Below are 13,847 nucleotides of genomic sequence, written 5' to 3'. Positions count from 1 at the left end.
ACCCGGTATATAGCCCCGATTAGGGCATTATTTAATTATTTCAAAAATAAATATCTGGAATATTTCCCATAGTAATTAACACACCAATAGTTATCAAGATACTATATAAAATTCACCCATTTTATTCCACTATGACCGGACCTTTTTATAGTGGCATCCAGTGAACAGCGGTATGGGTAGCTCTAGCGGTCGCCGTCTCCAGACGACCGAAACCTCCCTCGCGATCATTGACGCGGTAAACGAGATGGGGGAGGCGCGAATGAGTGAGCTTGCGGACCGGTTGGACCTATCGACGAGTACGATTCACGTTCACCTCAAAACACTCTTGGATCAGGAGTATCTGGTCAAACGAGGCGAGCAGTACCGACTCGGAATGAAGCTGTTCCATCTCGGCGAGGGTGCGAGAACCCGAAACGAGTGGTACGAGGTCGCCCGTCGCAAAACACACGAACTCGCCGATAACTGTGGCGAAGAAGTCACGTTCGCCGTCGAAGAGTACGGACGTGCGATAACGCTGTTCAATGTCGTCGCTAACGTCCCCTCGAAAGGATTTCAGGTGGGTCGGTACTACTACCTGCACAACTCGGCAGTCGGCAAAGCGATACTCGCCGCGTTGCCGGAGACCCGAGTCAACGAGATTCTCGACCGGTGGGGATTGCCGGCCGAGACGGAGTACACAATCACCGACCGCGAGACTCTCATGGAGGACATCGCACGCACGAACGAGCGCGGCTACTCGGTGAACGATCAGGAAGCGGTCGAAGGGCTTCGCTCGGTCGGCGTGCCGGTCACCGCTCCACACGGCGGGGTCCTCGGCGCACTGGACATCTCCGGCCCACTGTACCGGCTGCCACCGAACGAAGAACTCGCCGCGATGCTGCAGGACGTCGTCGAGGAACTGGAATCGGAACTCGGGGTACAGTAGGCGCTCAGTCACGCTCTGGATCACAAGCGCGGAACAGGGGCTGGGAAGCCGGCTCTGACAGTACGGACGCGATAACCGAAGCACGGACCGGGATGGGATGCTGTCGTCAGTACCGCTCAGCGTCCCTCGGGCCGAGCAGCGTGGCCTCGACTTTCCGGAGGTGTTCGTGGAACGTCGTCTTCGCGATACCGAGTTCGTCGGCCAACTCGCTCCCGCTTACCTCTCTCGGATAGTCGTAATAGCCACGTTTGCGGGCCAGTTCGAATACTTCCCGCTGCTTGTCCGAAAGCTGCCGGACGGCCAGTCCGTCGCGCTCCCGGCTCCCGGTGGTCGCTGACGTAATCTGGGTGACGGTGATCGTCGCGTCCTTCTGTGTACACACGGCGTCGAGTTTCTCCTGTATCGCCGCCCGCGACTCGTCGATAGCGACCGTCCAGTACTCGGTCCCGTCGCGGATTCGGATCGGTTCCTGATTCATGAACCCGTGTGAGACCAGCGCGTCGTGGATACTCTCTTCGGGGCCGTACTCGACGAGGAGCGTGCTTGTCGCTTTGTTTACCGGGGCCGATATCCCGCCGAAGCTACGACGGGTATCCATCTCGGTAACTGTGTGGGTGTAGTCGGACGCCCGGGTCGCCGCAACGAGCGCCTCGACGGCGGCTGCCGACTCCGCGTAGGCGACAACATGGGCCTTGACCCGCTCCTCGACCAGATACGCAGCGTTGACCAGCAGTCTGGCCGATGTGGCCGCCGTCACTTCCCGCATCCAGCAGTCGGGGTGTTCCAGTTCGAGTGTCAGTTGGAGCCCGCCACTGGCCGGGTCAGCGGTCACATCGGAACCGTCAGCGCCCATTGTTCCCGCTGGGTTCTGAGATGTGGTCTCGCCCGTCTTCGTTTGCTTTCATCACGAGTGGTCGTTCTCCAGTAGGCTTACCGGGTGCCACACATGTAAGGCTCTGGTTTGTCAGTCACGTCGGCGATGTACTCCAGTATGGACTTGCGGCGAAAATACGACGAAGGCACGCCCGCCGTTGTGCTCGCGGAGGGAGAGTTCGGACAACCGGAGGGTAAGACAGCCAACGGTATCGTTATGCACGGAGAGCTGTTCGACGTGCAGGCCGTCGTGGACTCGACGTGTCAGAGTCCCCATGCCGGAACAGCGCTCGATTGGCCGGCTGCCGACGACGTACCGGTCGTCGAAACCGTCACTGAAGCGCTGAATCAAGCTCCGGACGCGGCCGTCCTTCTCATCGGCGTCGCACCTGCAGGTGGCGACCTCCCGGAGGCTTGGGTCGAGGCTATCCAGCGCGCGATGGAACGCGGCTGTGATGTCGTCTCGGGCCTGCACGTCTTCTTGAGCGAGCGGCCGGCGTGGACCGAACGCGCCCAGCAACACGGCGTCGACCTCGTCGATGTCCGGAAACCGCCGGCCGTCGCTGATCTGACACTCGGTGACGGTCGCGGGAGCGAGGCCGATGCGGATGTCGTCCTGACGATGGGGACCGACTGTGCGGTCGGGAAGCGGACGACGACCTTCGAACTGTACCGGGCGGCGACCGATGCCGGACTCGACGCTGGCTGGGTCGCGACGGGACAGACTGGCATCCTCGTCGGCGCGGACCGCGGTGTCGTCATCGACCGGGTGCCGGCCGACTTCGTTTCGGGCGTTGTCGAGGACATGGTGCTTGATGTCGCAGCGGACCACGATATTGTGTTCGTCGAAGGGCAGGCCGCGCTCACGCACACCGCCTACGGCGGGGTGACACTCGGCCTCCTGCACGGAGCGGCCCCCGATGCAGTCGTGTTAGCCGACGACCCCTCCCGAGAGGCCCGCTCGCATTTCGACGACCTCACCGTAGCCGGTGTCGAGGCCGAACGTCGCGCGATTACGGACCTCACAGAGACGACAGTCGCCGCGCTCTCCACGTGGGGCGACCCGGAGGAAGAAACCGCCCGAACGGGCATCCCGGCGGCGAACATCTACGATGACGACGGCACGGAGACACTCCTCACGGCCGTTCTGGAGGCGCTATGACCCGTATCGACCGTGTCTCCGTCAAGGCGCTCGACCACGAACTCCGCGAACCGTTCGAGATCTCGCTCGGGACTCGGGAGAAAGCGCGGAATCTGGTCGTTGCAGTGGAGACGGATTCAGGCGTCGTCGGCCACGGAGAGGGGTCCCCGTTGCCGCCGGTGACCGGTGAAACACAGGCAGGTGCCGTGGAAACCGCGCGGTCGGTAACGTCGATGCTTGAGGGAGCTCCCCTCGCCGACTACCGCGAACTCATCAGTGACCTGCGGGCAGCAGCTCCCGGAGCGGTTTCGGCACTGTTCGCCGTCGAGACGGCATTGCTGGACGCGTACTGTCGCGACCGGGGTATCCCGCTCTCGGAACTGTTCGGCGGTAAACCGACCGCGGTCTCGACTGATATCACCGTCCCGATAGTCCCGTCCGGCGCGGCAGCCGAACGAGCCACGCGCGCTGTGGCTGCCGGCTTCGACCATATCAAGGTCAAAACCGGCGGGACAATCGATACCGATGTGGCCCGGACGGTCGCAGTTGCGGACGCAGCACCCGAGGCGACGATTACGGTGGACGCGAATCAGGGCTGGACGCCGAAGGCCGCAGCGACGTTTGTCGACGAGGTGACCGCAGCCGGGGTTGACCTTGCTATGGTCGAACAGCCGACGCCGAAAGACGATATCCGCGGTCTTGCGAGGGCACGCGACAGGCTCTCGGTCCCCGTTGCCGCGGACGAGGCCGTATTCACGCCGGCAGACGCGACCACTGTGGTTCGCGACGGGGCTGCCGACGTCATTAACATCAAACTCGGGAAATCAGGGCTCCTCGGGGCAGCGGCGATTGCGACCATCGCCGAGGCCGCCTCGCTCGACTGCATGCTCGGCTGTATGCTCGAAGGCGCAACCGGAATCGCGACGAGCGCCCACCTTGCCGCCGGGCTCGGTGCCTTCGACTACGTCGATCTCGACGGCCACCTGTTGCTCGATGAAACTCCGCCGTCGATGTCCTTCGGTCCCCGTATCAATATCGACGGGCCGGGACACGGCGTCTCACCGCCGGCGGCTGTGAGAGATATGACTGACGGCTGAAGCTGTGTGGCACGCTCCGCCACGCAAAATAGTGTCCGAGCGGTTACTCTGCGGACTCCGGCGTCTCTTCGATGTCGGGACTATCCCCTGACGTATCGCTGCCAGTCGTCGCTCCGTCTGCATCCTCGCCGTCGGTTGCCGCACTGTCTGCAGTGGTGGGTTCGTCGCCGGCCGTTGCGTCAGCTACCGGTTCGGTATCGTCAGAATCGCTTCGTTCGTTGGCTGGCTCCGTAGTGTCAGCTTCCAGCGATTCGGCCATCTCCGCCATCGCTGCAGCGGATTCGTCCGGCCGATCCAGCACCGCCTCGGTGTGCATCCGCATCTCCTCGCTGGTCCGAATCGTTCCGTCGACCGTCGCGTTCTCGTGGAGTTCGACGGTCGTCCCCGAGATGTCGCCCCAGATCTTCGCGCCCGGGCCGACGCGGACGGTGCCGCTGCGGGTCGTCACGTCCCCTTTGATCTCCGTGCCTCGGCCGACCACGATATCCTCCTTTGCGCGGAGGCTCCCGAAGACGACCGTGTCACGGCCGACTTCGAGGGCCTTCGCGCGGATGTTGCCGTGGAGTCGGCAGTCGTCGCCGACCGTCGCCGGCGTCGAGACGCGCCAAGCGTCGTCCGAGACACTCGCCCCGCGTGGAATCAGCACCGGGTCGTGCTCGTCGCCGCCGTCGTCTAGCATTTCGTCGATTACTTCCTCAGCCGCGTCTTCCTCGCCGATCCGGAGTAACTGTGAGAGGTACACAAACAGGAAGACGATGGTCGGCATCGGATTGCGGATGACGATCCAGCCGTTGGCTTCGAACCCATTCTCGATGTCGACGTCGTCGCCGATATCCAGATCGCCCGCGACGCGGAGTTCGCCGCCGATGTGTACCCGTTCGCCGATGTAGGCGTCCTCGCCGACCAGCACGTTGTCCGCGACGTCACACCACATATCCAGCCGACAGTCACCTTCGGCTTCGATGTGGCCGCCAAAGCGGACCCGCTCGTCGGCAATGACCGTCCGCCCGCGCACGCCGAACTCCACGGTCGACTGGCCGCCGACGATGACATCACCGTCGGTCACCAGATCGTGTTCCTCGACAGTAGTCCCGTCAGGAATGTCGAGTTCGGACAGCGGGTCGGAGCCAAGAGGCACGGTTACTGTAGCGGTTTCGTTCATATTAAACCCTCATGACGTGCATGACGGGCGTCTGACGCTGGTCGGACGGGAACGCCACCACCCTCGTTTCGCGCCGGTGGCAGTGCAGTCAGCGAGAGTCCGTGTGGCCACTCGACATGGCGAGAACGTGACAGCTGAACGGCCATAACGAACTAGTTCACTGATACAGTGGCTCCGGTATGTTACTCGAACGCCGTCACCTCTCGCTTGCACTCGTGGTGCTACTGACAGCATCCGCTGGCTGTAGCGGGCTGTTGGGCACTGAATCAGGCACAGGCGGCACAGGGGCCGAAGCAACGGCGACATCGACTGACGCCAACGGTCCGGCACCGGGGTCGTCCGGGTTCGACGCGACGGCAATCGAACGCGGACACTTCGAGACGCTGTCGAACTCGTCGTTCACTACCTCGGTGTCGTTCCAGCTCTCGACGGTCCGCGACGGCGAGAACCGATCAGTGTTCATCAACCGGACCGTCGCCATTGACCGAGAGACCGGTCGGGCGTTGTCGATGGGCGAGCTGGTCCAAGCCAGTGGCGACACATTGGCGACGACGACCTACACCGCAGACGGGACCACCGCCGAGCGGCGAGTCCTCACCCGCCGTGACAACACGATGACGGACTACCGCTCCGCATCGCCGCCCTATGACGGCCCGGTCCAGCCGGTCAACGAGAGCAGCGTCATCGACCGCTCGCTGCTCCAATCATTGGGGTCGGACATCAACTGGACCTACACCGGGACCGAGACCGTCGACGGTGACAGCGTGTCGCGGTTCGAAGCCACCGGGAGCGCCGTGACCGGATTCGCGGCCGATGATGCTGTCTCGACGAACGTCTCGGCCAACGGGACGACGGACTCGGCCAGTGCAACTGTCCTCGTCGACGAGGACGGCGTCGTCCGGTCGTTCCAGTACCGCGTGACGACTGTGCGGGATGGCCGGCCGGTGACGGTGACGCTGTCGCTCTCCGTTTCACAGGTCGACGACACCGCTGTCACTGAGCCGGGTTGGCTGTCGAACGCGTAGCCCCGGCAAAAACTACAGCAGCTGCCCGGCGCTGAACTGTCTGGCGACCCACTGTGAACTGTCAAGCTCCGCGACGCTGTGCTGGAGCCGTTCCAGTCGGTCACTTGTTTCTGCTTCGTCCAGTTCCAACGCCTGCTCGATGGCGTCCGCAATCGCCTCGATATCGTGTGGGTTGACCGTCAGCGCGCCGTCAAGGTGTGTCGCTGCGCCGGCCAGTTCGCTCAACACGAGCGCTCCGGAGCCGTCGATGCAAGCTACCGGATACTCGTGGGCGACGAGGTTCATGCCGTCGCGGTGTGGCGTCACCACCGCGACCTCGGCGGCCCGGTACAGGCCGGCGAGCGTCTCGTTGTCGAGTTTGGCCTCAGTGTACACGATGGGCTGCCAGTTATCGGTCCCGAAGCGGTCGTTGACGCGTTCGATGGCCGCCATCACGTCTGTCCGATACCGCCGGTAGGCGGCGATACCCTCCCGCGTTCGGCTCGCCTTCTGGACGTACGTGAATTCGCCTCGCAGGTCCGGCCGCCGGTCCCAGAGGTGTGCCAGCGCCTCGATTCGCTCGGGAATGCCCTTCGAGTAGTCGAGCCGTTCGACGCCGAGCGCGAGGCGGATTGACGTCTCCGACCGACTGCCGCCAAGCACGGTCTCTCGGATACTGCTCACGTCCGCATTCTGTGCCCGGTCCCGAACTGCGCCAACGTCGATACCGAGGGGGTTCGCGACGGCTCGCGTCTCGCTGCCGTTGTAGGTCACGATGCCGCTGTCCGTATCGACGGACGCCGCTGGGAACGCGCTGTCGACGCACCGCAGGAACTGCTCGGCGTACGACGCCGTATGGAAGCCGATGACGTCACAGCCCAGCAGTCCATCAAGCAGCGCGTCGCTATGGGGGCAGTGCCTGAACACCGACGGCGCGGGCCAAGGGATGTGCCAGAACTGCAACAGCGTCGCGTTCGGCCGTCGCTCTCGGACCAGTCTAGGCGCGAGCGCCAGATGGTAGTCCTGAAACCAGACCGACTGGCCCGCGTCGGCGACCGTATCGACGGCCGCGGCGAACTGCTCGTTGACGGCGCGGTACTGCTCCCAGTAGGCGGGTTCGGCCCACATTCGACCGGTGTCCTCGTGGCAGAGCGGCCAGAGTACCTGATTTGCGTAGCCGTAGTAGTAGCCCTGCACTGCCGCTTCGGACAGTGGGACACGTTTCAGGTCGTATGTCGGGTCCGACGGCGGCACTTCGACGATGCCCTCCTCGGCGACAGCCATATCTGCGTCGCCGCTCCCCCAAGCGACCCAAGTGCCGCCCCGGGCCTGCATCACTGGATCGAGCGCGCTCGTCAGCCCACCCGCTGCGGACTGGACCTGTATCTCGCCGTCGTCGTCCCGCTCGTGGCTATATGGCTCGCGGTTCGAGACAACCACCAGTGAGTCCGGAACTACACCGTCTCGGGCGTTTACTGACAGTTCCGGAGCCATTTGCTTCCGGTATGTGCTGCGCAGTCTTGAGACTGTCGTGGACTGCTGTTTCGTGTGTTTAGCGTAACAAGTTCTCTCGCCCTGTGACGCCCAGCATCTATGTCTGACGGTAAGAGAAAACTTATACCGGAGGCCTCGAAAGAAAGGTGTGAAAGCCGAAAGGGCACCCGGGTAGGGGTACACGGACGTGCCATTTCGGCTCAACTCGGTTTATCTGGACACAAATCCGGTAGCGACAGCTACGCTGTGGGGCAGTGAAGTCGGGCTGGTGTCTGACTGGGGAAGTGAACAAGACAGAAGCACGCCCACTGCGTAGTGTCTGATAACAGATGGAATTTCACACCTGGGAACCGGTGTACGAGGACATCATCGACGACTTCGGCTATCCCCGCGATGGCGACGAACGGGCCTGCGACCGGTTCGTCGAACTGCTCAGCGACGACAGGACGTACGACCCGGCGCGGCTCGGACTCGACGGCGCAACGGTTGCCGTCGCCGGGGCCGGCCCGTCGCTCGAAGCCGAGGCCGACCGTGCAGCCGATGCCGACGTGGTGCTCGCGGCGTCCACGGCCGCCGACCGTCTTCAAACGGAAGGCATCGCCATCGACTGTATGGTCACGGATCTGGACAAGAACGCCGACACCGGGCGGGAACTGACTGCCGACGGGACACCAGTCGTTGCCCACGCCCACGGCGACAACATCTCTGCACTGGAGACACACGTTCCGACCTACGACAGCGAGTTCCTCGTGCCGACGACGCAGGCGACGCCCGCCCCGCCGGTCCGCAACTACGGCGGCTTCACCGACGGCGACCGCGCCGCGTTCCTCGCGGATCACTTCGGCGCTGCAACGCTTTTGTTCCCCGGCTGGGACTTCGACGACCCGTCTGTGACCGACGAAAAGCGACAGAAACTCCGCTGGGCCGAACGCCTGCTCCACTGGCTGGAACAGCGCCGCGGCGAGCGCTTCGGCGTGCTTGACGGCAGACGCGATGCCATCGAGCCAGTAGCTACCAACTGAAAACGACTCCTCGATTCAGGGCGCTAACACGTCGATGGTCGTGTCGATAGTGTCCCGTTCAGCAGCTCGGGGGAACGAGATGTTGATTGCGTCCACGCCATCGATGTCTTCGAACTTTGCGATGCGGTCGCGACATTCTTCCGGCGTGCCGGCAACGGCAATGCTGTCAAGTAGCTCGTCGCTGATCGCGTCGACGGCAGCCGCTTTGTCGCCCGACCCCCACTGCTCGGCGATTTCGTAGGCGGTGTCCTCGTACCCCTGTCGGGCCAGCGCGTCGCGGTAGAACGTCCCCATCCCGCCGATGTAGAACGCGACATGCTGGCGGGCCAGTTCGCGGGCCTGCGTCCGGTCGTCCATCGCACAGCACGTCAGCGACAGCGTCACCCGCTGGTCAGCCCGGTCGCGGTCGCCGAGATTCGCCCCGTGCTCGAAGTCTTCCAGCCGGTCCCGCAAGCCATCGGCGGTCAGCATTAGCGCGTGCCAGCCGTCGGCGAAGCGCCCGGCGAGTTCGACTGATTTCGGGCCGAGGCCGCCGGCGTCCACGGGCGGCGCGGGTTCGGGCGGCTCACAGCGCAGTCGGAACCCGGACAGCGAAAAGATGTCCCCGTCGTACTCGACTGTCTCCCCGGAGAGTACCAGTTTCATGATGTCGACAGTCTCCCGCGTGTACTTGAGCGGGCTCTCGAACTCACGGCCGTGCCACCCCTCGATGACGATAGGTCCAGACGGCCCGACGCCAGCGCGGAAGCGGCCGTCCGAGACCTCTTGCAGCGTCGCTGCGGTCTGGCCGAGCAGGGCTGGTGACCGTGAATACACGTTCAGAATCGAGGAGCCAAGGCCGACCGTAGACGTGTGCTCAGCGATGCTGGTCAGTGTCGTCACCGCGTCCCGACCCCACGTCTCCGGGAGCCAGACCCGGTCGTAGCCACTGTCCTCGGCCAGCTGGCTCATCCCGACCAGCGTGTCAACCGACGGCTGTGCCGCAACCGGGAGATACACGTCTCGCGCTGTCATCTGTCGTCCTCCACGCGTCGAGCAGCCACCGGGCAGATGCCTGTTAGAGACTGGAACAGTTGTGTCTGTGACATGGGTCGCAGTGCGGCCGCACGGGAGATAAAGCCACATGAGAGGGGCAGTGTCGCCCGTTGTCCGCGGTTTATTCACAGGCTGGTAACAGCTGACAGTGTCCCGGGTAGGGCTATGCTGGAGTCTTACGATATCCGAAATGTATATTATCTGTCCACAATTCTCCGCGAATGTACCCGTGAATCCGTACGCCCTCCTCGGAGCCGCTATCGTCTCCGAACTGGTCGGTACAACGTCGCTCAAACTCTCTGAGGGGTTCTCACGCCCCCTCCCCAGCCTCGGTGTCGTCGTCGGCTACGGTCTGGCATTCTATCTGGTGTCGCTAACGCTCGAAGACCTGCCTATCGGCGTCGTCTACGGTACTTGGGCCGCACTGGGAATCGTCGGCGTGGCCGCAATCGGGATTGTCGTGTTCGACGAGCCTATCGATATTCCCGGTACTATCGGTATCCTGCTCATCATCATCGGCGTGTACTGTGTCAACGTTCTGTCAGAGATGTCCACGCACTGAGCACCAGTCACGTCACACGCGACGCTGTGAGTGGGCCCGTCCCGGACGGTTGCGAGCTCGACCAGCGACCGGCTATATGAGGCCGCCGGTTCTACGGGTGCTTATGCCGTTCGACCCGGACCGCGTGACGACGATTACTTTTGACTCGTACAGCACAATCGTTGATGTCGAGGCGGCCCAGAAAGCGCTCGCCGACCGAGTAGACGACCCCCGGCCGGTATCCCGACTCTGGCGCTCCCGCTCGCTGGCGTACACCTTCCTCGCCAACCAGATCGACGCCTACAAGCCGTTCTACGAGATGAACCGCGACGCGCTCCAGTACGCGCTAGACGCCCATCGTATCGATATCACGACGGAAGAGCGCGACGAGATTCTCGCAGTCTACCACGAACTCGACGTGTTCGACGACGTTCGCGACGGGATGAACAAGCTCTATGACGCCGGCTACGACCTCTATGTCGTCTCGAACGGCAACCCCGAGATGCTCGAATCGATGGTCGACTTCGCCGGCATCGGCGGTCTCCTCGAAGACACTGTCAGCGCCGACGAGATCCAGACGTTCAAGCCAGCGGCCGAACTGTATCAGCATGCGGCAGAGCGAACGGCGACTGATATCGAGGAGATCGCCCATGTCTCGGCAGGATATTTCGACGTGTACGGCGCGATGCACGCCGGGATGCAGGGCGTCTGGGTCAACCGCGACGACGGGCCGTGGGACGCCTTCGCCGGCGAGCCCGACCTGACTATCGGGTCGTTCCACGACCTCCACGACGACCTACTCTGAACGTTCGTCAAGAGAAACGACGTGGCAAGCGTCGTGGCGAAGATGTGAAATCCGGTCTCAGAACAGTCGCTCAAGCAGGCCGCGGTCGCGGTGTTTCTCTGCCAGCAGGACCGAACACTCCACGTCGTCGACAACATCCAGTACGAGCGACTTGGAGACGAGCCGGCGAAGTAACCCCTCTTCAGTCGCGCCAAGGAGCAAGAGGGTGGCGTCATCAGCGGCATTCACAATCGCTGTCTCGACATCACCGGATTTGACGAGCAGTTCGGCATCCTCTAACTCCTGTTCGACCGCCCACTCTTCGAGGAACTGCTTGCCTGCCTCACGGTCGTCATTAACGTTGAGCAGCGTCACTTTGGAGTCGTATTCGGACTGCAGCAACTTTGCAGTGGCAGCCGACAGCTCAGAGTCCGGCCCGCCAGCCGTTGGGAGCAGGATGTGCGAGGGGTCGAATCCGCGATCACGGAGAACGAGGAAGTCACAGGGGACTGCCTCGGTGAGTTCGTCGATGGCCGATTCTGCACGCCCCGGTGAGCCGTGTGCGTCCGGGCCCCACCCCATCACGACGAGGTCGGCGGTGTGTGTGCGGGCGGCATCGAAGATTGCCTCGTATGATTTGTGCGACAGGATCGTGTGTGTCTCAACGTCGACGCCGAACGTTTCAGCGTCCTCTCGAGCGTTGTCAAGCAGTTGCTGTGAGCTCTTGTCTATGTCGTCGGACCGGTCGGCGGCAGCCGCGAGCGCCGTCTGGTCGGGTACCGTGACGATGTGGGTGGCAATTACACTCCCGCCGCGCTGCTTGGCGATGGCGCTGGCGAGTGTGATGAGTTCCTGTTCGTGTGCGGGATTGGCCAGTGGCACCATCACGCGATACTGACCGCCATCCGGCTGGACGCCGGCAGCCGCGCTGACGGCCGCGTCGGGCATCTCGTCGGACCGTGAAATGATGTGTTTCGAGAGAATACCCTGTTTTTCTGTGCGCGATCTAGCGTAGAACACGTACCACAGTATCGCTGCGGTGGCGATACCGAACGAAAGCAACAGTGCGTCTCCGGCGACGAACACCAGCAACGCGAAAGAGAGCACGACGCCGAGAATCGGGAGCAAGGGATACAGTGGGACGACGAAGTCGGGCGCGTACTCCTCAGGGTTCACGTACCGCATGACGATGAGTGCGACGTTGAGTAGCCCGTAGATGATGAGGTGCAGCCCCGAGGCAGCCCCCGAAAGCAGCGTTAGATCCCCGATGACAATAAACAGGAGAATCAGGCCGCCGGTGATGCCAATCGCCCTGTACGGCGTCCCAAACCGGGGGTGGATCTCGTTGAGGGCCGGCGTAACGATCCGGTCACGTCCCATGGCGAAGTTGATACGCGAGGACGCGAGGATCGAGGCGTTCGCACTGGAGGCGGTCGCGAGCAAGCCGCCAAACAGGAGCGCCCCGCCCATCGCGGCCCCCTGAATGTAGTTCCCGACCTCGACGACAGCGATAGGGTTCTCGGCGTCAGAGCTGATGATGTCCGCGATAAAGCCCTGTGGGACGGCCGCGCTCATGATCACTAAGACAAGTGCATAGATGACAGTCACGATGACGACGCTGCCGATGACCGCCCGCGGGAGGTTCTTGCCGGGGTTTTTGATCTCCTCGGCGACGCTCGTAATCTGGACGAAGCCGAGATAGGAGACGAAGATGAGGCCCGTCGTCTCTAAGGTGGTGACCACGTCCGTCGCAGCCGGGAGGTTCGACGGCTCGGCCCGGAGTGTTCCGAGGAGTGTGAACACAGTGAGGATACCGATCAGCAAGACGACGATGACATTCTGTAACCGTCCGGTCTCCTTCGCGCCGACGTAGTTGATGAGAACGAAGAAGGCGCCGCCGACGAGTGCGATCAGCTTCACGACCGCAATCGATACCGGCCCGACGCCGACGCTGCCGGAGAGTCCGAAGATCCGGGCAATGTACCGGCCGAATCCGACCATGTAGAAGGCGCTGGCGAAGGCCAGCCCGAGCCAGTTGGCCCACCCGGCAATCGACCCGAACATCGGCCCAAGTGCGTGATTGACGTAGTAGTAGGCCCCGCCTGAGCGTGGCATCGCAGTGCCGAGTTCGCTGGCCGACAGTGCTGTGAACATGGCGATGATGCCGCCCAACACGAACGCTACCGACGCGAGCGATCCGGACTTGAGGATAGCCTCACCCGGCAAGACGAAAATGCCGGCACCGATCATCGTACCGACACCGATGGTCAGGGCCGCCAGTGGCCCGAGGTCCTTGGCGAGGTCTTCCTCGCTCATGTCTCAGCCTCGCTGGGGAGGGCGATGACGGGACGGTCAGCCTCCGTTACCAGCGTCATCGAGATATCACCGGAGAGAAACTGCATAAGGCGGTTTCCGCCACGGGATCGATAGGCAATGGCGCTGGCGTCCACCTCGTCAGCCGCCTCGAATATCTCCGCCGCGACATCTCGACCGTAGGCCGTGTGGTCATCTGCATCAGGGAACACGGACCGGACGGCGGCGTACGACTCCTCAGCTAAGTCTTCGGATTGTTCGACCGGCGTCTTGTCCGGGACGCCACCGCCCTTCTCGACAACGTGCAGGGTAGTCACGCTACTCGGCTCGTACGGTTCAAGCGCCTTTGCTGTTGCCAACGCATCGTCTGCAGTGGCAACAGGAAGAACTACGTGGGCGAGGAGATCTCCATCCGCGGACTCACTGCTCATAATGATGGATGTATCCACTCGCTGT

At 62.9% G+C, this 13,847-nt stretch carries 13 protein-coding genes; 7 read left to right on the top strand and 6 right to left on the bottom strand.

Annotated elements, in window-relative coordinates:
* Positions 1-172 precede the first annotated feature (172 nt).
* A complete protein-coding gene (locus tag Har1129_RS10135; protein ID WP_151100537.1) occupies positions 173-925 on the top strand; it encodes an IclR family transcriptional regulator in 753 nt (250 codons plus the stop codon).
* Positions 926-1,031: 106 nt separating this feature from the next.
* Here Har1129_RS10135 and Har1129_RS10130 read toward each other — a convergent pair whose 3' ends face one another.
* Positions 1,032-1,778 (bottom strand): helix-turn-helix domain-containing protein, encoded by a 747-nt coding sequence (locus Har1129_RS10130; RefSeq protein ID WP_151100536.1) that lies wholly within the window; start codon positions 1,776-1,778, stop codon positions 1,032-1,034.
* Between the two features lie 138 nt (positions 1,779-1,916).
* Between Har1129_RS10130 and Har1129_RS10125 the strand changes: the two genes are divergently transcribed.
* Together Har1129_RS10125 and Har1129_RS10120 are read left to right on the top strand one after the other, a co-directional pair.
* On the top strand, positions 1,917-2,960 hold the full coding sequence (locus tag Har1129_RS10125) for a DUF1611 domain-containing protein (protein ID WP_151100535.1): 1,044 nt from the start codon (positions 1,917-1,919) through the stop codon (positions 2,958-2,960).
* A complete protein-coding gene (locus Har1129_RS10120; protein WP_151100534.1) occupies positions 2,957-4,036 on the top strand; it encodes a dipeptide epimerase in 1,080 nt (359 codons plus the stop codon). The genes Har1129_RS10125 and Har1129_RS10120 overlap by 4 nt, the downstream gene beginning before the upstream one ends.
* A gap of 43 nt (positions 4,037-4,079) precedes the next feature.
* Here Har1129_RS10120 and Har1129_RS10115 read toward each other — a convergent pair whose 3' ends face one another.
* On the bottom strand, positions 4,080-5,198 hold the full coding sequence (locus Har1129_RS10115) for a polymer-forming cytoskeletal protein (RefSeq protein ID WP_191906151.1): 1,119 nt from the start codon (positions 5,196-5,198) through the stop codon (positions 4,080-4,082).
* Positions 5,199-5,377: 179 nt separating this feature from the next.
* Here Har1129_RS10115 and Har1129_RS10110 point away from each other — a divergent pair, with 179 nt between their 5' ends.
* Positions 5,378-6,223 (top strand): hypothetical protein, encoded by an 846-nt coding sequence (locus Har1129_RS10110; protein ID WP_151100533.1) that lies wholly within the window; start codon positions 5,378-5,380, stop codon positions 6,221-6,223.
* 12 nt (positions 6,224-6,235) lie between these two features.
* On the opposite strand, the gene Har1129_RS10105 is transcribed toward Har1129_RS10110, so the two are convergent.
* Complete coding sequence (locus Har1129_RS10105; protein WP_151100532.1) at positions 6,236-7,696, bottom strand: trehalose-6-phosphate synthase; 1,461 nt, start codon at positions 7,694-7,696, stop codon at positions 6,236-6,238.
* 329 nt (positions 7,697-8,025) lie between these two features.
* On the opposite strand from Har1129_RS10105, the gene Har1129_RS10100 reads away from it, so the two are divergent.
* Positions 8,026-8,718, top strand: a complete 693-nt coding sequence (locus Har1129_RS10100; RefSeq protein WP_151100531.1) for a 6-hydroxymethylpterin diphosphokinase MptE-like protein — start codon at positions 8,026-8,028, stop codon at positions 8,716-8,718.
* 15 nt (positions 8,719-8,733) lie between these two features.
* On the opposite strand, the gene Har1129_RS10095 is transcribed toward Har1129_RS10100, so the two are convergent.
* The gene (locus Har1129_RS10095; protein WP_151100530.1) at positions 8,734-9,732 is read right to left on the bottom strand and encodes a TIGR04024 family LLM class F420-dependent oxidoreductase; all 999 of its coding nucleotides are present in this window, start codon (positions 9,730-9,732) and stop codon (positions 8,734-8,736) included.
* A 250-nt stretch (positions 9,733-9,982) separates the two neighbouring features.
* On the opposite strand from Har1129_RS10095, the gene Har1129_RS10090 reads away from it, so the two are divergent.
* Positions 9,983-10,315 (top strand): multidrug efflux SMR transporter, encoded by a 333-nt coding sequence (locus Har1129_RS10090; RefSeq protein ID WP_151100529.1) that lies wholly within the window; start codon positions 9,983-9,985, stop codon positions 10,313-10,315.
* Between the two features lie 103 nt (positions 10,316-10,418).
* Positions 10,419-11,099, top strand: a complete 681-nt coding sequence (locus Har1129_RS10085) for a haloacid dehalogenase type II (RefSeq protein ID WP_151100528.1) — start codon at positions 10,419-10,421, stop codon at positions 11,097-11,099.
* A 57-nt stretch (positions 11,100-11,156) separates the two neighbouring features.
* Here Har1129_RS10085 and Har1129_RS10080 read toward each other — a convergent pair whose 3' ends face one another.
* Positions 11,157-13,394, bottom strand: coding sequence for an amino acid permease (locus Har1129_RS10080; RefSeq protein ID WP_151100527.1), 2,238 nt, complete (start codon positions 13,392-13,394; stop codon positions 11,157-11,159).
* A complete protein-coding gene (locus Har1129_RS10075) occupies positions 13,391-13,822 on the bottom strand; it encodes a universal stress protein (RefSeq protein WP_151100526.1) in 432 nt (143 codons plus the stop codon). The genes Har1129_RS10080 and Har1129_RS10075 overlap by 4 nt, the downstream gene beginning before the upstream one ends.
* Between the last annotated feature and the right edge of the window lie 25 nt (positions 13,823-13,847).

It is taken from the genome of Haloarcula sp. CBA1129 (assembly GCF_008729015.1).
GTDB lineage: Archaea > Halobacteriota > Halobacteria > Halobacteriales > Haloarculaceae > Haloarcula.
Note: the sequence above shows the minus strand (reverse complement) of the source record. Positions and strands in the feature narration are given on the sequence as shown.